A 21,097-nucleotide genomic window follows, 5' to 3' on the forward strand; every position below is an offset into this window, starting at 1 on the left:
GGGGGGGTGTAGGGGCTGGGGGTGCTCAGGCGCCGTTGGGCAGCGGGGCGGCCGGGCTGACCAGGCCGGCGGCGCGCAGGTCGGTCCAGAACGCGGCCGGGACGGTCTCGTTCAGCGCGGCGGTGTCCTCGGCGATCCGGCTGGGCCTGGTGGCGCCGGGGATGACGGCTGCGGTGGCGGGGTGGGCGAGGGAGAACTGGAGGGCGGCGGCCTTGGTGGAGACGCCGTGGGCGGCGGCGAGGTCCTTGAGGCGGCCGACGCGCTCGATGATCTGCGGCGGGGCGGCCTGGTACTCGAAGTGGGTGCCGCCGGCGAGGACGCCGGAGCTGTAGGGGCCGCCGACGACCATGTCGACGTTCTGCTCCTGGGCGAGGGGCAGGAGGCGCTGGAGGGCGTGGTCGTGGTCGAGGAGGGTGTAGCGGCCGGCGAGCAGGAAGCCGTCGGGCTGCGGTTCGTCGAGGGCGAGGGTCAGCTCGATGGGTTCGGTCTTGTTGACGCCCAGGCCCCAGGCCTTGATGACGCCCTCGTCGCGCAGGCGGGACAGGACGCGGAAGGCGCCGGTACGGGCCTCCTCGAACTTGCTCAGCCAGGCGTCGCCGTGGAAGTCCTGGGCGATGTCGTGGACCCAGACGATGTCCAGGCGGTCGGTGCGCAGGCGCTTGAGGCTGTCCTCGATGGAGCGCTCGGCGGCGTCGGCCGTCCACACGTGGAGCATCTTGTTGGGGTTGCCGTGCTCGAACAGGCCGCCCTTCTCGCCGAGGTCGCGCTCGCCCTCCTCCACCTCGTCGAGGATGACGCGGCCGACCTTGGTGGACAGCACGTACTCCTCGCGCGGCTTGGTGGCGAGGACCTCGCCCAGGCGCTCCTCGGCCAGGCCCGCGCCGTAGAAGGGGGCGGTGTCGTAGTAGCGGACGCCCTGGTCCCAGGCGGCCTCGACAGTGGCGGCGGCCTCCTCGTCGGGGATCGCGCGGAACATGTTGCCCAGCGGGGCGGTACCGAAGCCGAGCTTGCCGGGAAGGATCTTCTTCAGGGACATGACAGTACCTTTTCGATCAGCGTCGCCGGGGACATGACGGCGTCCCGGGCACAGGGAATGAGACAGGAAGGAATGGATGCCTCAGGGGCGGACGCGAGGCGTTCCGGATAGATGCGGAAGCGCCTTACATGTGAAGACAATAGTTGCACACGCTTGCTAATGCAAGTGCTCGGCCGCCACCGGGTTCCGGCGGTAGTCGCCCGGGGGTACGCCCGACGCCCGCCTGAACGCGACACTCAGCGCGCTCGCCGCCCCGTAGCCGACGGCGTGGGCGATGGCGGCCAGGCTGTCCTGGCCCTCGCGTAGCCGTCGGGCGGCGAACCGCCCCGGCGGCGTCGCCGCCCACGCCCTCGACCCCGCCGCCCCGCCGACCCGCTCTGGGAGTACGCGCCGCCACCCTCCGCATCGCCTGACCCGCGGGCCGGACTCCCGATTGCGCGAGGCCGGGCCCCGTCCGATCGTGAACCCATGCCGAGCCATCGCGTGTACCGGAAGGGCGCGGCGAGGTGAGCCGCGCGCCGTTCTCCGTCCTGCGCCGCAGCGTCTCCCCGCTGGAGCTCTTCTTCGACCTGGTCTTCGTCTTCGCCATCGGCCAGCTCGCGGAGCACCTGCACGAGGAGCTGTCCTGGCGCGGTGCGGCGGAGACCGCGGTGATGCTGGTCGCGGTGCTCAGCTGCTGGGCGCTCACCAGCTTCGACGCCACCTTCCTGGACGTGGAGCTGCCCCGGACGCGGTGGCTGGTGCTGACGGTGATGGGCCTGGGGCTGTTCATGAACGCCCAGGTGCCGCACGCGTTCGCCGGCCGGCCGTGGGCCTTCGCCGTCCCCCTGGTCGCGATCCTGTTCCTGACCGACGTCACGGCCGCCGTGACCGCCCCGACGGCCGTGCTGCGCCGGCACTACCGCCGGGTGACCGCGTGGGCGGTCGTCTCCGTCCCGCTGTGGCTCGTCGGGGCGGGCGTCGGTTCCGGGCCGCGGCTGGCCTGGTGGGCCGCTGCCGCCGCGGTCGACATGACCGGCGTGTGGCTGGCGCACCCGTTGCCCGGCAACGTCCTCACCTCCCGCGACCTGGTCTTCGACGCCGACCACATGGTGGAACGGATCCGTCTGTTCATCATCCTGCAGCTCGGCGAGACCGTGCTGACCATCGGCGGGGCGATCTCCGCCGCCCCGGTAGACCCGCCGACCGTGACCACCGGCCTGGGCGTGTTCGTCGCCGTGGTGTGCCTGTGTGCGAGCTACTTCCGGGGCGGCGAGTCCATCCTGGCGCGGCACGTCGCCACCGCGACCGACCGCCTGCTGCCGGTCCGCCACGCCGTCAGCGGCCAGTACCCCACCCTGGCCGGCCTGGTCGCCCTCGCCGTCGGCGCCGAACTCGCCATCGCCCACCCCACCGGCCACGGCAGCACCACGCTCAGCCTCCTCCTGTTCGGCGGCCCGATCCTCTACGTGATCACCCAGGCCTGGTGGTACTACACCTCCACCGGCCAGGCCTGGGGCACCCGCCTGCTCGCCTGCCTCGCCTGCGCCCTCGCTGCCGTCCCGGCCCGCTGGCTGCCGCCCCTGGTGTCCGTCCTGCTCCTGGACGCCGTCCTCGTGTCGCTCGTCCTCGCCCTGAAACCGGTGCACCGCCGTGTCCTCGCCGCCATGCCCGACGCGGGCCCGCCCTGACCGTCGGCCCGCCGGAACGCGCGGTGCCCCACCGCCGGGAGGCGATGGGGCACCGCGGTCACAGGAGGAGTCGGACGGCGGACAGGATCAGGCGGTGGGCAGGATCCGGCCCCAGCCGATCCAGCCCGGAGTGGCGAAGTCGTGCCGAGGTCCGCGCAGCCGCCGCAGGGCTCAGTCGCCGATCCGCCCCCGGATGCGGCGGGACGGCTGGAAGGCGTACAGGTCGAGGACACCGGGCATCCCGGCCGCGCCGGGGCCGCCCGCCTCGATCCAGGCGGTGAGGTCGGCAGCCGCCTCCGGATCGTTGACCAGCCCGAGCCAGACCGGCCGCCCGCCCGCCTTCCGGCCCTCCGGGGAGGGCTGGACGACGATCACATTGGCCCGCTCGCAGGCGTCCAGGCAGTCGACCGGGCGCACGTTCGCCGTTCCCGCCAGCGCGGCCCGCAGCCCGGCGAGCTGGGCGGCGTGATCGAGGCCGGGAACCTTCGCCGTACCGCAGCAGCAGCCCCGGCAGACGGTCACTGTGCAGCGGGCCGCCGCCCCCGGGGCGGGAGCCTGGGCCTTCTCGCGCGCCCGGCGGCTCATCGGAGGCCCTCGGCGGCGGCCCGCTTCCAGGCGGCGTCGCGCAGCAGGCGCAGCCCGTTCAGGCCGACGATCACGGTGGAACCCTCATGGCCGAGCACGCCCAGCGGCAGCGGCAGGGTGGCGACCAGGTCCCACACCACCAGCACGCCGATGAACACCGAGGCGATCACCAGGTTCTGCACCACGAAGGAGCGGGCCCGGCGGGAGAGCGCGACGACGGCGGGGACGGTGGCGAGTTCGTCGCGGACGATGACCGCGTCGGCGGTCTCCAGGGCGAGGTCGGAGCCGGCCCGGCCCATCGCGAGGCCGGTGTGCGCGGCCGCGAGCGCGGGAGCGTCGTTGACACCGTCGCCGACCACCAGCACCTTGCGCCCGGCCGCCTCCCACTCCTTGACCGCGGCGACCTTGTCCTGCGGCAGCAGCCCCGCCCGCACGTCCGTGATGCCGACCTCGCCGGCCAGGCGCTTCGCGGCGCGCGGGTTGTCGCCGGTCAGCAGGACCGGGGCGGCACCGGTCAGCGCGGTCAGCGCGCCGACGGTCGCGGGGGCGTCCGGACGCAGGCGGTCCGCGATGCCGAGGACGCCGGCCGGGACGCCGTCGACCTCGACGAGGACCGCGGTGCGGCCGCCGTCCTCCAACTCGGCCGCGACGGCGGCGGCCCGCGCGCGGATGCCGCCGTCGGCGCCTCCCCCGCCCTCCGGCCGGGAGGCGCCTCCGCGCAGCCGCGCCGGGGCGCCGACGGCGACGGCGCGGCCGTCGACGATGGCGGTGACACCGATGCCGGGGGCGGAGGAGAAGTCCTGCGCCGCGGCCGGGGTGAGCCCGCGGGTGCGGGCGGCGTCCACGATCGCGCGGGCGAGCGGGTGCTCGCTGGGGTGCTCGGCCGCCGCCGCCAGCGCCAGCAGCTCCTCCGCGGTGCAGCCGGTTCCGGCCAGCGGACGGATGTCGGTGACGCGCGGAGTGCCCTCGGTGAGGGTGCCGGTCTTGTCCAGAGCGACCGCGTCGACCTGGCCCAGCCGCTCCATCACCACGGCGGACTTGACCAGCACGCCGTGCCGTCCGGCGTTGGCGATCGCGGAGAGCAGCGGCGGCATGGTGGCCAGCACCACGGCGCAGGGGGAAGCAACGATCATGAACGTCATCGCCCGCAGCAGCGAGCCGGTGAACGCGGCGCCGAAGGCCAGCGGCACGGCGAAGACCGCGAGGGTGGCGACGACCATGCCGATCGAGTACCGCTGCTCGACCTTCTCGATGAACAGCTGCGTCGGCGCCTTGGTCTCGGACGCCTCCTCGACCATCTTCACGATGCGGGCGATCACCGAGTCGGAGGCGTCCCGCTCGACCTTCACCCGCAGCGCACCGGTGCCGTTGAGGGTGCCGGCGAACACCTCGTCGCCGGTCGCCTTGGCGATCGGAAGCGGCTCGCCGGTGATGGTGGCCTGGTCGACGTCGCTCGCGCCGTCCAGCACCCGTCCGTCGGCGCCGATCCGCTCGCCCGGCCGGACCAGGATCGTGTCGCCGACGGCCAGGTGCCCAGTCGGCACGGTCTCCTCGGTGCCGTCGTCGAGCAGCCGGGCCGCCGTCGTGGGGGCGAGGTCGAGCAGTCCGCGCACCGAGTCGGCGGTGCGGGCGGTGGCGATCGCCTCCAGCGCACCGGAGGTGGCGAAGATGACGATCAGCAGCGCGCCGTCCATCACCTGCCCGACCGCCGCCGCGCCCAGCGCCGCGACGATCATCAGCAGGTCGACGTCGAGCGTCTTCTCCCTCAGCGCCCGAAGGCCCGCCCAGGCCGGCTCCCACCCGCCGGTCAGGTACGCGAGCGCGTACAGCGGCCCCCACGCCCAGGCCGGGGCGCCGGTCAGCTGCAGCGGCAGCGCGATCAGGAACAGCACCAGCGAGGCGGCGGCCCATCGGGCCTCCGGCAGGGCGAAGATCCGCGTGCGCCGCCGGGGCGCGACAGTCGTGGGCGCCGCGGCCACCGCGGTGGCGGGGCGCTCGGTCAGGGTGGAGGACATGGCAGGCAGGACCCTTCGCACAGGCCATGGGCAGGACTAACGACTCAACTCACAATACAGGAACATATGAACAGCTCTTCATCTATGGTCTGTAGTATTGGCCCATGGGTCATGGAGCCGCTCCCCCGAAGAACGCCGTCCCCCGCATACGCCTGGACGCCTCCAACGCCGCCCGGGTTGCCGGCACTCTCCAAGCCCTGGCCACACCGTCGCGGCTGCTGATCCTCGCCCGTCTGCGCGAAGGCCCCTGCGCCGCCACCGAACTCGCCCACGAGGTCGGCATGGAACAGTCCGCCTGCTCCCACCAACTGCGCCTGCTGCGCAACCTCGGCCTGGTCGTCGGCCGGCGCCAGGGCCGCTCGGTCGTCTACGCGCTGCACGCCAACCACGTCGCCGAACTCCTCGACCAGGCCGTCTACCACACCGAGCACCTGCGCCTCGGCCTGAGCGACGCGGCCGAGGCCGAGGCCGAGGCCGACGGATCGGACCCGGCGCTCGACCCCACGCCCTGACCGGCCCTCCCCGCACCGGGCGGGACGAAGTCCGGCGGGAACCCCCCGATGACGTCTTACACGCCTTTGCCGTCGCTCTGCCGAGCGGCTGACGGGCGCCCGACACCGTCGTACCCACACCGACCGCAGGACGACGGAGGGCACGGCGATGACGACGAGCACGAGCACGAACGGCGCGAAGAGACGCGGCACCCTGGCGGCCGCGCCGCCCCTCACCACCGCCGACCCGGCGTCACGCCTTCACCTGATCGGCTCCCCCCGTGTCCCCCGACGCGCTGACCGTCCGGCGCGCCGCCGGGGCCGCGTCGGGCCGATCTGGCCGTAGTGGAGCCCAGCGTCCTCGATCCGCCGGAGAGCCCCATGAACCAGCGCCGCCTCGCGGCCGTCTCGCTCGCCGCCGTCACCCTGCTCACCGCGGTGTGCGGCGGTTGTTCGAGCAGTAAATCGACCACCGGTCCGTCAAGCCCGTCCCCCACCGCGACGCAGCCGACCAGCACCGCCACCAGCACCGCCACCGCCACGAGCACCCCGACCGGTGCGGGCGGCGCCGCGATCGTCGCGGCAGCACCCATCGGCCAGTTCGGCGACATCCTGGTCGACTCCCAGGGCATGACCCTCTACCTCTTCGAGAAGGACACCTCCACCGCCTCCACCTGCTACGGCGACTGCGCCGCGGCCTGGCCACCGGCCCTCACCGAGGGCGCCCCCACCGCCGCCCACGGCGCCGAGCAGACCAAGCTGTCCACGAGCACCCGCACCGACGGCAAGACCCAGATCGTCTACAACGGCCACCCGCTCTACCACTTCCAGGGCGACAAGGCCCAGGGCGACACCAACGGCCAGGAATCCAGCGCCTTCGGCGCCAAGTGGTACGTCGTGAACCCGGCCGGCAACAAGGTCGAGAGCAGCTGATCCGGTGACCGGCGACGAGCGCCCGGAGTCCGGGCGAACGCTACGGGCCGCGCTCTGGGCGCTCCCGCCGGTCGCGGCGGTGGTCGGCGTGTTCTGGTTCGGCCGCGCGCACACTCCCGCGTACGCCACCTCCCTGTTCGGCGCCCGATTCGGCGACGCCCAGCAGCTGAAGGCCGAGCTCGGCACCGCCCTGCTCGGCCTCGCCCTGATCCAACTGCTGCTCGCTCTCTGGCTGTACGGGCGACTCCCCGGCCTGGGAGCGGCGCCACGACCGGTCGGACGGATCCACCGGCTCGGCGGCCTCGCCGCCTTCCTGCTCTCCCTGCCGATCGCCCGGCACTGCCTGGTCGCCTACGGGGTGCAGCTGACCGACGCCCGCACCACCCTGCACTCACTGAGCGGCTGCTTCCTCTACGGCGCCTTCGTCGCCAAAGTGATCGTCGTCCGCCACCGGCGGCTGCCCGGCTGGGCCCTGCCCGCCGCCGGCGGCGTCCTCGTCCTCACCATCGCACTGCTCTGGTACTCGGCGGCGCTCTGGTACCTCAACGGCTACCACGCACCGGGCTTCTAGCCTGGTGGGATCGGTCCGTAGCCGATCCCACCGGAAGCCCCCTCGCAGCTCGGGGCACCCGTCCACGGGCCTCCGGCGGAACGCCGGGGAGCGCCGGGGAGCGGAAGTGGTGGTCGGTGCGCGGGATGCCTGGCCGAGGTGACGGCGTCCAGTTCGGTCCCGGCGCCGTAGAGCTCCTCGGCGACGGCCGCGGTCAGCTTCGCGAAGTCGGCGAACCTGGCCTCCTCGGAGAGCTTGCCGCCGGTGGCGACGTCGTACCAGATCCGGCCGGCCTTCTCCCAGGCGTTGCCGCCGATGGCGGTGGCGGTGAGGTGGAAGGCGCGGTTGCGGACACCCGAGACCCGAGTTGACGTGCACTCCGCCGTTGTCCCGGTGGATCGGCATGTCGTGGTAGCCGTCCGTGTGGGCCGGCTGCGGGTCCTTGCCGAGCCTGGGGTCGTCGTAGGCCGTGCCGGGTGCGGCCAGCGAGCGCAGGGCCTTGCCGTTGACACCCGGGGTGAGCATCCCGGCGCCGAGGAGCCAGTCGGCCCGGTCGGCGCTCCGGCCCAGCGCGTACTGCTTGACGAGGGACGCGAAGACGTCGGAGATGGGCACGGAGAGCGCGCCGGGCTCCTTGTGTACCGGCCTGGGGCGGCGAGCAGGCCACCGAGCATGCCGTAGGCGGCACCGCCCCTGCGGTCGGTGACGGCGGCGGCTCGCTCGTCAACCGGGCCCAGGCGCGCGACGGGCGCACCGAGCTGGTGGCCGGACTCACCACTTCAGCTCGCTGGAGCCGACGTTGCGTCAGGCCCCGGAGTCACCAAGCGTGTCCGGTGACGGGCTGGGCGGAGCCCGTTGCGCTTCCTCGACTTGACGGACCGCCATCCAGCCGCTTATCTCTTTACCTATGGAACTAGATAAAGGTGCTGACCAGCCCTCTCCCATCGAGTTCCGCCTGGACCCGGCCTCCGGTGTCCCGACCTACCTGCAACTCGTGCAGCAGGTCGAACAGGCGCTGCGGATGGGCTGGTTGACCGAGGGGGACCGGCTGCCCCGGGTGCGCGAGGTGGTCGCCGGCCTGGCGATCAACCCCAACACCGTGCTCAAGGCATACCGGGAGTTGGAACACCGGGGCCTGGCCACCGGTCGGCGCGGCCAGGGCACCTTCGTGCGCGGGCTGCCCGCCGGGGTGGTGCCGCTGCGCGAACGGGCCGCGCTGCGGCGGGGGTTGCTGGACTGGATGCGCTCGGCGCGAGCCGCCGGGCTGGACGAAGGGGGGATGGTTGCGGTGTTCGAGGACGCGCTGCGCGACCTGCGCGAGGGCCGTGACGGGGTGGTGGCCTGATGGCGGGGGACACGGTGATCGACTGCGGCGGGATCGGCAAGCGCTACCGCCGTTCCTGGGCGCTGAAGGACTGCAACCTGGCGATCCCCGCCGGGCACGTGGTGGCGCTGGTCGGCCCCAACGGCGCGGGCAAGACCACCCTGCTCGGCCTCCTGGCCGGGCTCTCCCTTCCCACCGAGGGTGCGATGAGCGTCCTCGGCGGCCGACTCCCGGGCTCCCCCGAGGCGTTGGACCGGATCGCCTTCGTCGCCCAGAACGCCGCGCTCTACCCGGGCCTTCGCGTGGGCGACCTGCTCGCGATGGGCCGCCACCTCAACCGCCGCTGGGACGACGCCCGGGCGCGCACCCATCTGGCGGACCTCGGCATCCCGGTCGAGCGCAAGTACGGGCGCCTCTCCGGCGGCCAGCAGGCCCAGGTCTCGCTCGCCCTGGCCCTGGCCAAGCGCCCCGAACTCCTGCTGATGGACGAGCCGTTGGCGGCACTCGACCCGCTCGCCCGGCACGACTTCATGGCCGCGCTGCTCACGGCCGTCGCCGAGGACGGCCTCTCGGTGGTGTTCTCCTCGCACGCCGTCAGCGAGCTCGAACAGGCCTGTGACTACCTGGTGGTGCTCGGCGGCGGCCGGGTGCAGGTCGCGGGGGAGGTCGACGACCTGCTCGTCGGCCACCGGATGCTCACCGGCCCGACCGCCGAGGCCGAGGAGGTGGCCGCCCGACTGCCCGTCGTGCGCGACCGCCGCGCCGGAGCGCAGTCCCACCTGCTGGTGCGCACCGGCGGCGCGGACGCCCCGGTCTCCGGCGCCTGGAGCCAACAGCGCGTCGGCCTGGAGGAGTTGGTGCTCGCCTACCTGCGCGAGCCGACGGCCTCCGCCCTCCCCGGCCCACGTCGGGCCGTTCCTACCGGTGAAGGAGCACTGCGCGCGTGAGCACGCTGACCGCAACCCCGGGCGCCTCCGCGCTCGGGGTGACCAAGGCCGCCGCCCTGCGGCACCGCACGTCCCTGCTGACCCTGTTCGGCGTCCTCGCCGCCCTCGGCGCCCTGTTCTGGGCGCACGGCTGGTACGTGCACGACGGCCTCACGGCCACCGGGGCGGACACCTGCGACCCCGCCTCCGACGAGTGCATCACCATGTGGAAGAACTTCCTCCGGGAGTACGGCGCCGCGCTCCAGGTCGGCGACAGCTTGCTCTACGCGCTCGGCGGCGCGTTCGGCGCCTTCCTCGGAGGCCCGCTGCTGGCCAGGGAGTTCGAGCACGGCACCTACCGCTTCGCCTGGACGCAGGGCGCCGGCCGCGCCCGCTGGACGGTCGGCGTGACGGCCGTCGCGGGCGCCGCGCTGGCGGCGGGATCACTGCTGCTCGCACTGGTGCTGGCCTGGTGGAACGCGCCGCTCGCCCAGGAGAGCAGCCGCTTCGGCCGCGACCTCTTCGTCCAGGGGGCGCCGGTGATGGTGGCCCGCTCGCTGCTCACCTTCGCCGTGGCCGTCCTCGCGGGCGCGGTCCTGCGCCGCACCGTCGTCGCGATCGGCATCGCCCTGGCCGTGTCGGTGGCGCTGCCGTTCGTGGCGGAGGCGGTGCGGTTCAACTACCTGCCGCCGATGGAACGCACTGTCCAGACTCTCAACTCGGTTACTACGGACCAGAGCTGGGTCTCCTCCGTCTGGTTCTCGGACGTGGCGGGCAACCGGTACACCTCGGACGAGTTCTACCGCAAGGTCGACACCTTCGCCCAGGGCCGGGCGCTGTTGCGCGACGGCACGTTCACCGCGCACGAGGTCTACCAACCGGCCCACCGCTACTGGCCGTTCCAGTGGATCGAAGCCGGCTGGATGTTCCTGCTGGCCCTCCTCCTGGCCGCGGCGGCCCTGTGGTGGGTGCGCCGCCGGGCGGTCTGACGAGGAGGTCGGCATCCAGGTCCCGGCCGGGAGCGTCCGGCCGGGCGAGGCCCCGGAGGCCGCCGCGCTGCGGGAAGCCCGGGAGGAGACCGGGCTCACTGACGTCACGATCGTGCGCAAGCTCGGCGAGACCGAGTACGACATCAGCCCGTACCGGTTCGAGATCCAGCACCGGCACGTCTCGGGAGCAGCCGAGCGGAGGGCTTGATGAACGCGAGCGCGCGCGGCGCGGCCCGGTGACGGGCGCGGTCGTAGGCACCCTGGGCCATGTCGATCACCTCCTGCGGGTATCCGCGCAGCATCGCCCGGAGGCTGATCGTCGCCAGGGTGCACGCGGCGACCTCGACGTCGCCGGCCGCGCGGGCCAGGCGCAGGGCCGGAGTGGTGCAGGCGCCGATCGCGAACGAGCCGGCGCCGGGGAGGAGAGTTCGACGGTTCACGGGGACGCTCCAGTGCTCGATGGCGCCGCGCAGGGCGACCTCGGGGTCACGCGGGAAGTACAACCCCACACCGGGGTCGACTGGGCGCACCTCGCCCATACCCGTCTCCCCGAGCGTGACCGGCCGCCCGAGGCGTTCGCCCAGCGCAGCGGCCAGGCAGGCGGGCGCCGGCCGGCGCGGCACCATGCCCAACTCGGCCCAGCGTTTTGCACCCGTATGGGTGTATGCGGTACGCGCGCCGCGCTCGGCCGCGAGCTCGTTGGCCCTGCGCGCCGGCCAGCCGTGGCTGGCCCCGGGTCCTCCTTGCCCCTTGATCACGTGTCGGCGACAGATGACGTGATCCGCAAGGGGGTGACGCCATGCGCACGGACGTGACGCACTTCGCTGAACTGCCCGACCTGACGGCCGAGCCGGTCGGGCCACCGCTACCGTGGGAGCGGTGGCCCGACGCATGCGGAGTTGAGTTCCCCGCGGACTACCGCGAGTTCATCGACCGGTTCGGGCCAGGAGAGGTCCGCAGCTACCTGGGTGTCAACGCTCCGTGGCCATGGCCGGGCGCATCACAGGACGGGGCGATCCTCCGCGTCTTCACGTCGAGGACCATCGATGACCTTGGTCCGGCGTTCCGGGAAAACCTGCGCGAGGAGATGGTGGCCACGCTCGCCGCGGCCGTCTCCGTCCGGAGCGTGAACCCGACGTGTCCGCATCGACGGCACGGTGAGCCGCGGTACCGAACGCCCAGGGCTCAGCGGGCGTCGAGTCCGGCCAGTCGCTGGAGGGCGTGGCGCATCTGATCGACGCTCTGCGGGCGCGTGTCCAGGGTGAGGTGCGTGGACGCGCCCTCGATGTACGTGTTGATCGCTCGGGCGGTTGCCTCGTCGAAGTGCGCCCGGAGTGCGGTGAATCCGGCGTCGATCATCTCGTGGACCAGCGGGCGGAATTCGGCGCGGTGAGAGGCGATGGCGTACAGCTCGTACGTGAGATGGTAGATGTTCTGGTCCTCGCCGAAGTCGTCGTAGATGAGCGAGATCACCGCATCGATGGCGTCGGCGGGTCCTTCGGTGTGCTGGAACCTCCTCTGGACGATGTCGCGGATCCGCTGGGTGAAGCGGTGGAACGCCTCGTAGAGGAGTTCGTCGATGCCGGAGAAGTGATACGTCATCGAGCCGAGCGGGACTCCGGTGCGCTTGGCGACCGCCCGGTGGGACGTTCCTGCCACGCCCTGTTCCGCGATGCAGTCGACGGCGGCGTCAATGATGCGGTCCCGACGTCCCGCGTCGACTTGCCTGGCCATTCGGTTCCGCCTCCGGACTGCGTATGGGCTGCGCGTTGTACGGGGACGATCGTACGCGAGCCGCCGCGGCGGGTGGCCGCCCCGTCGGGCGACCACCCGCTGGTCTAGTCCGTCAACCAGACGGCGCAGTCGGTGGGAAGGAGGTCCGTCACGCCGTCCGTGCTCGCCACGAGCACTCGCGCGCTCGCGGGAATCGGCCAGGGCTCGGAGCCGAGGTTGAGCACGATCCGGGTGGTTCCCCGATCGTTGGTGACGTCCAGTGCCACGACGTCCGGTCGGAGGTCGACGAGCGCGAGCGACCCGTTCCCCAGCTGTCGCTGCCGCCGTACGGCGAGCAGGCTCCGGTAGAGCTCCAGGGTGGAGCCGTCGCGGCCGCGTTGCCGGTCCACGGCGTAGTCGCCGAAGTCGGCGGGCTGCGGGAGCCACGAGGCGCCGGTGTCGTTGAAGCCGAACGCCGGGGCGTCCTTCTTCCAGGGGATCGGCACCCGGCATCCGTCACGGCCGAGGCGGTGCCCGCCCCCGCGAAGGAAGTCGGGGTCCGTGCGGGCCTCGGCGGGGAGCTCGATCACCTCTCGAAGGCCGAGTTCCTCGCCTTGATACAGATACGAGCTGCCGGGGAGGGCGAGCATGAGCGCCGTCGCCGCCCGCGCCCTGCGCAGGCCGAGTCCGGTGTCCGGCCGGGGCTCGGTGGCCTCGAGGATCCACGGTGCCATCGTCGGGTCGGCCCGCACGAGCCGGGTCGCGTGACGAATGACGTCGTGGTTCGAGAGCACCCAGGTCGCCGGCGCGCCGACGGAGTCCGCGTTCCGCAGCGTGGTCCTGATCTGCGCCCGCAGGGCATCGGCATCCCAGGTCGCGCGCATGTAGTCGAAGTTGAACGCCTGCTGGAACTCGTCCGCTCGCACATACAGGGCGAGCCGGTCGTGGGGCGTCACCCAGGCCTCCGCGACCATCGCCCGCTCCCCCGGGTAGCCGTCGAGGATCGCCCGCCACTGCTGGTAGATGTCGTGCACGCCGTCCTGGTCGGCGAACGGTACGGCGTTGGTGGGGAGCGCGCCCCTGTTGTACGCGTCCCAGTCGGCATCGAAGTCCAGAAGGCCGGGCGCCTTGACCAGGTGGTGGGCGACGTCGATCCGGAAACCGTCGACGCCCCGGTCCAGCCAGAACCTCAGTGTCCCCGCGAACATCTCCCGTACTTCGGGGTTCTCCCAGTTGAGATCGGGCTGCTTTCGGTCGAAGAGGTGCAGGTACCACTGCCCGTCCGCCACCTGGGTCCACGCCGGTCCGCCGAACTCGCTGGGCCAGTTGTTCGGCACCCCGGGCGAGTCGACGAACCAGTACCGGGCACGCTCGGGAGACCCCGGACCGGCTGCGAGTGCCGCCTGGAACCAGGGATGCTCGTCACTCGTGTGGTTGGGCACGATGTCGATGATCACCCGGATACCGAGCGCGTGCGCGGTCGCGATCAGGTCGTCGGCATCGGCGAGCGTTCCGTACATCGGATCGACGTCGCGGTAGTCGGCGACATCGTAGCCGCCGTCCGCTTGCGGGGAAGGGTAGAAGGGGGAGATCCAGATCGCGTCGACACCGAGGTCGTGAAGGTAGGCGAGGCGGTTCTTGATGCCGCCGAGATCTCCGTTCCCGTCGCCGTCCGAGTCGGCGAACGAGCGCGGGTACACCTGGTAGATCACCGCGGTGCGCCACCATTCCGCAGTGCCGAAGGCGTCATGTATGGGTTCGACGGCGGAATCGGGTGTCGCGTGGTGCGTTCGCGGGCTCATGCCGCGCCCTCCGGAGCGGGAGAAACGGACTCGGCACGGCGCTTGCGCAGGTCCGCGAGAATCTGCGGGTGCTCCTTGTCGAGGTGGTAGAAGGCCAGGACGGCGGCCATCGCGATGGCGAAGATCAGGGGCAGCCATATGAAGACGAAGTCGATCGCACCGAGGGCGGATGCCGGCTGGTTCGCGCCGCCGCCCTCCCTGAAACCGCCGAATCCGAGCATCCAGCCGATGGCGACACCGCCGAGAGCGCCGCCGATCTTCTGCCCGATGGTCGCGCCCGCGAAGACGAGCCCCTCGGCGCGAATACCGCTGCGCCACTCCTCGTACTCGATCGTGTCGGCGACCATGCCGAACAGAACCGCGAACATGCTTCCCACACCGACGCCGCCGATCGAGAGGCCGGTGAGGACGACCGGAAGCGCCGTGGGGGCCGTCGCGATGACCAGTTGTCCCACGACCATCGCGGCGCATCCGAGCAGCGAGATGTTGCGCTTGCCGATCCGCCTCACCAGGGGAATGGCGAGGAACACACCGGCGAACTCGACGATGGTGCGGAACGTGAAGAGCATCGTCGCGAGGTTCTCGTCACCGAGCGCGTACTGGGCGTAGTACGGGTAGACCCCGACAAGGCCGTACGCCGACAGCAGCAGGATCCCGAGGAGTGTGAGCTGGAGCCAGTACTTGTTGCGCAGCAACGACGCGAGACCCTCACGGGTCGTGAACGGACGGCCCGCCGCTACGGCGGGGATGGCCGCGTCGGACGAACCGGCCTCGTCCGGCGCGCGATGCGAACCGATGCGCTCCTTGCAGAACACGAACACGATGAAAAAGAGGACGACGGCAAGTCCGCCGTACAGGGAGAAAGTCAGCGTCCACGCGCCGGCGCCTCCCCCGAACGCGTCGACGAGGGGCATGGTGAGCGCGGCGACGATGAGTGTCCCCACATACGCGCCGACCATGCGGAACGTGCTCAACAGGCCGCGTTCGCCGGAGTCTTCGGTCATCAGAGCACTGAGAGCCCCGTAGGGGATGTTCATCGCGGTATAGATGACGACACCGGAGAGCATGTAGGTCGCGAATGCGTAGACTACCTTCCCGGTCTCGCCGAGGTCCGGCGCCGAGAACAGAAGTGCGGCACTCACGCCATAAGGAACGGCAAGGAAGAGCAGCCACGGCCGGGCTTTCCCGAACCGCGAGGTGAGCTTCTCCATCAGGACGCCGACGGCGAGGTCCCAGACTCCATCAAGCAGGCGGGCCACCAGGAACATCGTGCCGACGGTAGCTGCCGGAATTCCGACGACCTCGGTGTAGAAGAACATGAGGTATGTGCCCGTGGCGACATACACGAGGTTGAACGCGAGGTCACCGGTCGAGTAGGCGACTTTCTCCGGAAATGGGACACGGCCTGCCACCGAGCCGCCGATTCTTGACATCACAAACGGTCCTTTCGAGGCTCCGGAAGAGCGCCTCGTCGCTGAGGTGAGGAAAGGCATGCGTTGCGCACACGCACCGCTTCATGGGCGGTGCGCGGAGTCGCTGTCGGCGGCCGTTCACGCCGAGATGATGTACGACCGTACATCATCGATGTGTACGACCGTACATCAAGCGTTCGTCCAGCGCTAGCCTGGTATTTCGTGAGCCGATGCGGCTTTCGTCCAGCGCCTCGACCCGGCGGCTGGAGGCCGTCGGCCGCCGCTGCGGCCTGCCACGACTGCCGCAGGTGGGCCCGTCCTCACCCGCCCGCGCAACCAGGTCCCCGCGCGGGCACCGGGACTCGCCCACGACCTGGTCGTCCGCGGTGAGCGCGCCCGTCTCGACGGCGCGGACGACAGCGACGCGCCGAACCGAGCGGTTCGACACCACGCCACCCCGACGACCTGACCTGAGCCGGCTCATTCCGGGCCCGGTCCTGACCCGTCGTTTCCGGCGTCGGGTGCGGGGTGGAAGCCGCAGCCGCAGCGGGGGTGGGAGATCGGTCACTGCGCAGCGTCATCAACGGTGGGCAGAGTCTCCGCGCGGCCTTGTCGGGGTCGGGGTGGCTGGACGGTCTACTGGGAGTGGCGCAGCAGGTCGCGGCCCCGTGCGGCCGACGTCGCCGGTGCCGTCACCCCGCCGCCTCGTGCAGGGTGGCGCGGGCGGTGCGGGCCACTTCGTCGATCTGGAGGTCGGTGTACCAGGCCCTGCTGTAGACCAGGTCGACGGTCAGGCGGCCGCGGTAGCGGCTGACGACCGCGAAGAGCATCGGGACGTGGCCCAGCGGGGCGAGCCGTACATCGCCGATCCGCAGTCCTGCGGGCAGAACCGGTTCGGCAATGGTTCCGACGTTGGTGATGACCAGGCTGGGCGGGTGCTGGTCGAGCATGTAGGGGAAGGCCGCCAGTTCCATCGCCGCGGCCCCGCTCTCCAGGTCCGCGCGTAGTCGGGCGTCCAGGTCGCGTCCGACGTCGACCGGGTGGGCGTGGTCGTCGACCATGAGGCGGATGGAGGTGGTGGTGGCCGCCGACTGCAGGACCTCGGTCGGGATCGGTGGGGAGAGTCTGCGGCGCATGTCCACGGCCGTGGTGCACAGCAGCCGAATCGGTCCGCGGGCGGGGAACAGGGTGCGCAAGCTGGTCAGCAGGATGCCGCTGACCAGCGCGTTGACCGTGAGAGAGGCGTCGTGGGCACGCTGTACGAGCCGTTCGCAGCGGTCGGCGTCGACGTCGATGCCGATGACGCGGAAGCTCGGATCGGTGCCGGGGCCGCCGTTGAGGGAGGCATGGGCGGGCAGGAGCGCGGGCGGGGACTCGGTATCCACCCGGGCCCGCTCGGCGACGAAGTCGCGCAGTTCCCGCGCGGGGAAGCGGGCCGCGAGCAGATCGTCGAGCGCCGGGCCCAGGACCGGCTGGACGGGGGCGGCGGCCACGTGTCGGCCGGCGGCCAGGTCAGCGTAGAAGGACCACAGGCGCCGGTGGAGGGCCTGGTAGCTCATCGCGTCGGCGAACGCCCGCGGCAGCGTCATCACCAGCCTGCTGCGGCCCTGACGGTTCGGCTCGCGCAGCAGCGTGACCCGCAGCAGTGGGCCCTGCTCCCAGGTGAGGGGCGCGTTGATCTCCTCCTGCAGATCAACGCCGCACCCCAGGACCGGCCCAGGACCGGCCGGGTGGGTACGGACCAGCCGCCGACCCTGCTCGTCCGGGGCGGTGATCGCGCCGGCCAGTAGCGGATAGCAGGCCACCAGCCGGGCCAGCGCCCGCGACAGGACCCCCTCGTCCAGTTCTCCGATGACCTCGCAGTGCAGCACCAGGCGAACCCCGGCCGCGGCGATGGCCGCCTCGTGCGGCGCCAGAGGACGCTCCACCACACTCCCCCTCGCTGTCTGCCCGACTGACAAGAGCACCATCACTTCTGACGGCAACCGCAGACTCCAAATCGGCCCCTATTCACCCGGACGAGCGACAGCGGCGACCTACGGACCCGCCCCTTCCGCACCCGCGACCGCAAGCCGATCCTCCGCCCGACGTTTGGACGAGGACCTGATCGGCCCACTCTTGCAGTTCCGCAACATCGGGGTGCCGGCGGGCAACCACTGGACCACCCAGCACGACGGCGCCGGGTTCGGCACCGACTACCGCTCCCGCACCGCCATGGCCAAGGCCGACATCTTCGTCAACTCCCCCAACGAGACCGCCTACTTCTACCTCGACCTCGACCTCGACCAGGCGGACGAGCGCCGGCACCTGAGGGACCACCGCGGGCCGCAGGGCCGGGGCGCCGTCGAAGGCCGCCCCGGCCACCGGCCGCGCGCAGGTGTCGGGCATCCGGCTCAGCACCGCCTTCTCGGGCTTGGTGACGCTGAGGCCGTAGACGTACTTGGCGTCGGTCCACGCACCGGAGTAGGTGCACCAGCACGCCGTGGCCGACGGACACCAGGTGTCCGGGCTCCTGCCGCCTTTCGAGCGGCTGGAGCCGGCGGAGCGCACCAGCCGGCCGGGCTCGGCTCAGATGCTGCTGTTGAGCCATTCGGTGAGCTGTCCCTTGGAGAACGGGCCGACCCGGGTGGCGACGACCTTGCCGTTCTTGAACAGCAGGTGGGTCGGAACGGCGTTGACGTTGTACTTCGGCGGTGTGGCGGGACCGTTGTCGATGTCGTGATTGGCGACGGTCAGGCGCCCGCCGAACTCGGCGGCGATCTGCGCGAGGACCTGCTGGGCCTGCTTGCCGGGCGCGGACCACTCCGCGAGGAAGGAGGCCAGGGCCGGGCCGGACACCTTGACGACCGTGGCGTCGAAGGTGGCATCGGTGACCTGGACGACGGTGCCGCTCATGAAGCCCTCCCGAAGGTGTCGGCGCGGGTCCTGTCCCTTCCCCACGTGCGGGGAAGGGACAGGACCCACAGGCGGGGTCAGGGGGTGGTGAGGCCGAACCAGTACTCGAAGGTGTCGAGGAGGGCGTTGAGCGTGTCGAGCGGGTCGATGGTTCCGCTGGTCACGGTGAGGGAACCGTCGGCGAGCAGCTGGTCGGGGGTGGCAGCGGCGATGGCGAGCCGGTTGAGGCCGTCGCGGGTGATGTCGTAGACGGCGTCGGCGGTGGCCGCGTCGAGGGTGCCGGGGTACTGGACGAGGACACCGTTGCGCACCCGCAGGGTGTAGGTGGCCGGGTCGTCCGGGATCCCGTCGGTGACGGTGAGACCGATGGTCAGGGGCCGGTCGGCCGCGTTCGGCCCGTTGAGGCGGATGCCGAGGTAGTCGAAGAGCATGTCCAGCGGCATCGCGGCGAGGACCGGCGGGGTGATGATCTGCGGGGAGGGCAGCGTGACGGGGCTGTCCACCGGGCGGACACGCAGTTCGTTGGCAGCGGCGAGGTAGAAGTTGCGCCACGGCCCGCTCTCGGCCTGGTAGCCGAGCTGTTCGAGGATGTCGGCCTGGAGGCCGCGGGCGCCGGTGTTCGTCGGGTCGGCGAAGACCACGTGGGTGAGGAGTTCGGCGGCGAACCGGTAGTCCTGGGCGGTCTTGGCGTTGTCGAAGGTCGACCGGGCGATGTCCACGACCTTGTCCGCGCCGCCGAAGGCGTCGACGTACCGGGCTCCGGCCTCCTCGGGCGGCAGGGTGTGCAGGTGTGCGGCGTTGCCGTCGTACCAGCCGAGGTAGCGCTGGTAGACGGCCTTGGAGTCGTGGTTGACGGTGCCGTAGTAGCCCCGGTTGAACCATTGCCCGGCCAGCGACTCGGGTACGGCGCCGTCGAGCTCCTCGCCGATCTCCGCCATGGTCAGGCCCTGGTTGGCCAGGCGCAGGGACTGGTCGTGCAGGTAGCGGTAGAGGTCGGCCTGGGAGGTGAGGAAGGAGCGGACCGTCTGCGGCTGCTCCTCGCTGTTCCAGCGGGGCCAGAAGTGGGAGGCGAACAGGGAGTCGGAGCGGTCGGCGTACCAGTCGGTGGACTGGATCAGGAACTGCGACCACGCCTTGGCGTCGCGGACCTGGGCGCCGCGCAGGCTGTAGAGGTTGTGGAGGGTGGGGGTGGCGTTCTCGGCCATGCACAGGGAGCGGATGTCGGGGAGGTAGAAGTTGAGTTCGGCCGGGGCCTCGGTGCCGGGGGTGAGCTGGAACTCGATGTTCACCGGTCCGAAGGTGTGGACGGTGCCGGGGGCGGCGAGGTCGGAGGTGACGGTGAAGGTGGGGGCGAGCAGTCCCGAGGTGCCCAGGGAGTTGGCCTTGCCGAGGCCGGCGTCCACCTGGCCCTGCGCGGAGCGCTCCAGCAGGGAGCCGTACATGAACTGGGCGCGGCGCTGCATGGCGTTGCCCGCGTAGACGTGGCAGTACTGCGACAGCGTCTTCGGCAAGCAGGAGTACTGCGTCAAGACCCCGCCCCCACCCCCGCGGACGCCGCCCTGGCCCCCGGCGACTGATCGCCGCTGACACCACCGGACGGCCTGCGCCCCGCCGCATCCAGGCGTTGGGTACAGCACGTCCGGTGGGGAGGGAGGGTTCAGAGCACGCCGACGGTCTTCCAGGCGTTGTTGACGGCGTCCAGTTCGGCACCGGTGCCATAGAGCTCCTCGGCGGCGGTCGCGGTCAGCTTGGCGAAGTCGGCGAACGTGGCCTCCTCGGAAAGCTTGCCGCCGGTGGCGGCGTCGTACCAGATCCGGCCGGCCTTCTCCCAGGCGTTGCCGCCGATGGCGGTGGCGGTGAGATGGAAGGCGCGGTTGGGGATGCCCGAGTTGACGTGCACTCCGCCATCGTCGCGGTGGATCGACATGTCGTAGTAGTCGTCCGTGTGGGCCGGCTGCGGGTCCTTGCCGAGCCTGGGGTCGTCGTAGGCCGTGCCGGGTGCGGCCAGCGAGCGCAGGGCCTTGGCCTTGACGCCCGCGGCGATCATCCCGATGCCGAGGAGCCAGTCGGCCCGGTCAGCGCTCCGGCCGAGAGCGTGCTGCTTGACGAGGGAAGCGAAGACGTCGGCGACGGACTCGGAGAGCGCCCCGGGCTCGAAGACGTACAGGAGCTGCGGGTCGCTGTGGTCGAGCTCCTTCTCCGCCGTCAGTGAGCGGCGCAGCAGGGTGAGGTACTCGTCGGCGCGCCGGTAGCGGTCCTGCTTGCCGAGCAGGTCGCCGTCCCGGGCGACGTCGAGGTCGCTGGGCCGACGATCACGTGGGCCGCCGCCCGGCCGCCCGACAGCCCGTCCAGGGTGGCCGGTTGGCGGGCGGCGACGGTGGGCGCGGTGGTGCCGACGCGGTGGGCGACGGCGATCCGCAGCCGGCTGGCGGCGGCCAGGGCCCAGGTCGCCACCAGCCACGGGTCCGGCCAGGAGCTGGACTGCACCACGAGGGCGCTGTCCAGCCCGTCCTCCTCGTTCTCGCGGGCCGTCCGGGCGACGTGTCCGGCGTCGGCGGCGCGCTCCCGCAGGTCCGGGGCGAAGCGCAGCGCCTGCCGCTCGCGCGGTGTCCGGCCGTGTACGGGGCGGCTCTCACACCGCCCCGGATCTCCGGCTCCATTGCTCTGCCTCCGCGTTGGCGGGTGTACGGGGGGTGCGCGCCCTGCCCGGGCCCCTGCCGGGCCGTACCTGGACAGTGGCAGAGTGCCATGGACCG

The 21,097-nt window shown here is 71.8% G+C and carries 20 protein-coding genes and 2 pseudogenes; 8 read left to right on the plus strand and 14 right to left on the minus strand.

Going from position 1 to position 21,097, the window contains the following annotated elements; translation table 11 throughout:
- Nucleotides 1-25 precede the first annotated feature (25 nt).
- Together ACFU9E_RS11755 and ACFU9E_RS11760 are read right to left on the minus strand one after the other, a co-directional pair.
- Entirely contained in the window at nt 26-1,036 is a 1,011-nt protein-coding gene (locus tag ACFU9E_RS11755; protein ID WP_380688956.1) for an aldo/keto reductase, read from the minus strand.
- Nucleotides 1,037-1,192: 156 nt separating this feature from the next.
- Nucleotides 1,193-1,516 (minus strand): helix-turn-helix domain-containing protein, encoded by a 324-nt coding sequence (locus ACFU9E_RS11760; RefSeq protein ID WP_380688958.1) that lies wholly within the window; start codon nt 1,514-1,516, stop codon nt 1,193-1,195.
- 26 nt (nt 1,517-1,542) lie between these two features.
- Between ACFU9E_RS11760 and ACFU9E_RS11765 the strand changes: the two genes are divergently transcribed.
- Entirely contained in the window at nt 1,543-2,706 is a 1,164-nt protein-coding gene (locus ACFU9E_RS11765; protein WP_380688960.1) for a low temperature requirement protein A, read from the plus strand.
- Nucleotides 2,707-2,877: 171 nt separating this feature from the next.
- Here the strand turns inward: ACFU9E_RS11765 and ACFU9E_RS11770 are convergent, their stop codons facing one another.
- On the minus strand, nt 2,878-3,291 hold the full coding sequence (locus ACFU9E_RS11770; protein ID WP_380688963.1) for a (2Fe-2S) ferredoxin domain-containing protein: 414 nt from the start codon (nt 3,289-3,291) through the stop codon (nt 2,878-2,880).
- The gene (locus ACFU9E_RS11775) at nt 3,288-5,306 is read right to left on the minus strand and encodes a heavy metal translocating P-type ATPase (RefSeq protein ID WP_380714937.1); all 2,019 of its coding nucleotides are present in this window, start codon (nt 5,304-5,306) and stop codon (nt 3,288-3,290) included. The genes ACFU9E_RS11770 and ACFU9E_RS11775 overlap by 4 nt, the downstream gene beginning before the upstream one ends.
- A gap of 104 nt (nt 5,307-5,410) precedes the next feature.
- On the opposite strand from ACFU9E_RS11775, the gene ACFU9E_RS11780 reads away from it, so the two are divergent.
- The 3 genes from ACFU9E_RS11780 to ACFU9E_RS11790 all read left to right on the plus strand — a co-directional run bounded on the left by ACFU9E_RS11780 (nt 5,411) and on the right by ACFU9E_RS11790 (nt 7,301).
- Nucleotides 5,411-5,818, plus strand: coding sequence for an ArsR/SmtB family transcription factor (locus ACFU9E_RS11780; RefSeq protein ID WP_380687050.1), 408 nt, complete (start codon nt 5,411-5,413; stop codon nt 5,816-5,818).
- Nucleotides 5,819-6,178: 360 nt separating this feature from the next.
- Nucleotides 6,179-6,730, plus strand: a complete 552-nt coding sequence (locus ACFU9E_RS11785) for a hypothetical protein (RefSeq protein ID WP_380687048.1) — start codon at nt 6,179-6,181, stop codon at nt 6,728-6,730.
- Nucleotides 6,731-6,734: 4 nt separating this feature from the next.
- On the plus strand, nt 6,735-7,301 hold the full coding sequence (locus tag ACFU9E_RS11790; protein WP_380687046.1) for a DUF6529 family protein: 567 nt from the start codon (nt 6,735-6,737) through the stop codon (nt 7,299-7,301).
- Here ACFU9E_RS11790 and ACFU9E_RS11795 read toward each other — a convergent pair.
- Nucleotides 7,298-7,913 (minus strand): annotated as a pseudogene (locus tag ACFU9E_RS11795) (M4 family metallopeptidase); the annotation flags it as partial. The gene ACFU9E_RS11790 and the pseudogene ACFU9E_RS11795 sit on opposite strands and share 4 nt — an antisense overlap.
- A 274-nt stretch (nt 7,914-8,187) precedes the next feature.
- On the opposite strand from ACFU9E_RS11795, the gene ACFU9E_RS11800 reads away from it, so the two are divergent.
- From ACFU9E_RS11800 to ACFU9E_RS11815, 4 genes are all read left to right on the plus strand, one after another.
- The gene (locus ACFU9E_RS11800; protein WP_380687044.1) at nt 8,188-8,625 is read left to right on the plus strand and encodes a GntR family transcriptional regulator; all 438 of its coding nucleotides are present in this window, start codon (nt 8,188-8,190) and stop codon (nt 8,623-8,625) included.
- Nucleotides 8,625-9,551 carry an ABC transporter ATP-binding protein gene (locus tag ACFU9E_RS11805; protein WP_380687042.1) on the plus strand — a complete coding sequence of 309 codons (927 nt, stop codon included), beginning with the start codon at nt 8,625-8,627 and terminating at the stop codon, nt 9,549-9,551. The genes ACFU9E_RS11800 and ACFU9E_RS11805 overlap by 1 nt, the downstream gene beginning before the upstream one ends.
- Nucleotides 9,548-10,519 carry a hypothetical protein gene (locus ACFU9E_RS11810; RefSeq protein ID WP_380687040.1) on the plus strand — a complete coding sequence of 324 codons (972 nt, stop codon included), beginning with the start codon at nt 9,548-9,550 and terminating at the stop codon, nt 10,517-10,519. Before ACFU9E_RS11805 ends, ACFU9E_RS11810 begins: the two co-directional genes overlap by 4 nt.
- Nucleotides 10,520-10,586: 67 nt before the next feature.
- A complete protein-coding gene (locus ACFU9E_RS11815) occupies nt 10,587-10,727 on the plus strand; it encodes a hypothetical protein (RefSeq protein WP_380714985.1) in 141 nt (46 codons plus the stop codon).
- On the opposite strand, the gene ACFU9E_RS11820 is transcribed toward ACFU9E_RS11815, so the two are convergent.
- From ACFU9E_RS11820 to ACFU9E_RS11860, 9 genes and pseudogenes are all read right to left on the minus strand, one after another.
- The gene (locus ACFU9E_RS11820) at nt 10,663-11,058 is read right to left on the minus strand and encodes a hypothetical protein (RefSeq protein ID WP_380714939.1); all 396 of its coding nucleotides are present in this window, start codon (nt 11,056-11,058) and stop codon (nt 10,663-10,665) included. The two genes, ACFU9E_RS11815 and ACFU9E_RS11820, sit on opposite strands and share 65 nt — an antisense overlap.
- A 646-nt stretch (nt 11,059-11,704) precedes the next feature.
- On the minus strand, nt 11,705-12,253 hold the full coding sequence (locus ACFU9E_RS11825) for a TetR/AcrR family transcriptional regulator (protein WP_380682646.1): 549 nt from the start codon (nt 12,251-12,253) through the stop codon (nt 11,705-11,707).
- 104 nt (nt 12,254-12,357) lie between these two features.
- Nucleotides 12,358-14,034 (minus strand): glycoside hydrolase family 13 protein, encoded by a 1,677-nt coding sequence (locus ACFU9E_RS11830; RefSeq protein WP_380682645.1) that lies wholly within the window; start codon nt 14,032-14,034, stop codon nt 12,358-12,360.
- A complete protein-coding gene (locus ACFU9E_RS11835) occupies nt 14,031-15,467 on the minus strand; it encodes an MFS transporter (protein WP_380682644.1) in 1,437 nt (478 codons plus the stop codon). The genes ACFU9E_RS11830 and ACFU9E_RS11835 overlap by 4 nt, the downstream gene beginning before the upstream one ends.
- A 671-nt stretch (nt 15,468-16,138) precedes the next feature.
- Nucleotides 16,139-17,374: a condensation protein gene (locus ACFU9E_RS11840; RefSeq protein WP_380682642.1), complete on the minus strand. Its 1,236-nt coding sequence runs from the start codon at nt 17,372-17,374 to the stop codon at nt 16,139-16,141.
- Between the two features lie 640 nt (nt 17,375-18,014).
- On the minus strand, nt 18,015-18,341 hold the full coding sequence (locus ACFU9E_RS11845; RefSeq protein WP_380682641.1) for a thioredoxin domain-containing protein: 327 nt from the start codon (nt 18,339-18,341) through the stop codon (nt 18,015-18,017).
- A gap of 77 nt (nt 18,342-18,418) precedes the next feature.
- Nucleotides 18,419-19,852, minus strand: coding sequence for an alkyl/aryl-sulfatase (locus tag ACFU9E_RS11850; RefSeq protein WP_380682640.1), 1,434 nt, complete (start codon nt 19,850-19,852; stop codon nt 18,419-18,421).
- A 146-nt stretch (nt 19,853-19,998) separates the two neighbouring features.
- Nucleotides 19,999-20,535: pseudogene (locus ACFU9E_RS11855) on the minus strand (M4 family metallopeptidase); the annotation flags it as partial.
- 11 nt (nt 20,536-20,546) lie between these two features.
- Nucleotides 20,547-21,083 carry an LLM class flavin-dependent oxidoreductase gene (locus ACFU9E_RS11860; protein ID WP_380714987.1) on the minus strand — a complete coding sequence of 179 codons (537 nt, stop codon included), beginning with the start codon at nt 21,081-21,083 and terminating at the stop codon, nt 20,547-20,549.
- Nucleotides 21,084-21,097: the final 14 nt, after the last annotated feature.

The sequence above is a fragment of the Kitasatospora sp. NPDC057595 genome (genome assembly GCF_042800875.1).
Classification (GTDB): Bacteria; Actinomycetota; Actinomycetes; order Streptomycetales; family Streptomycetaceae; genus Kitasatospora.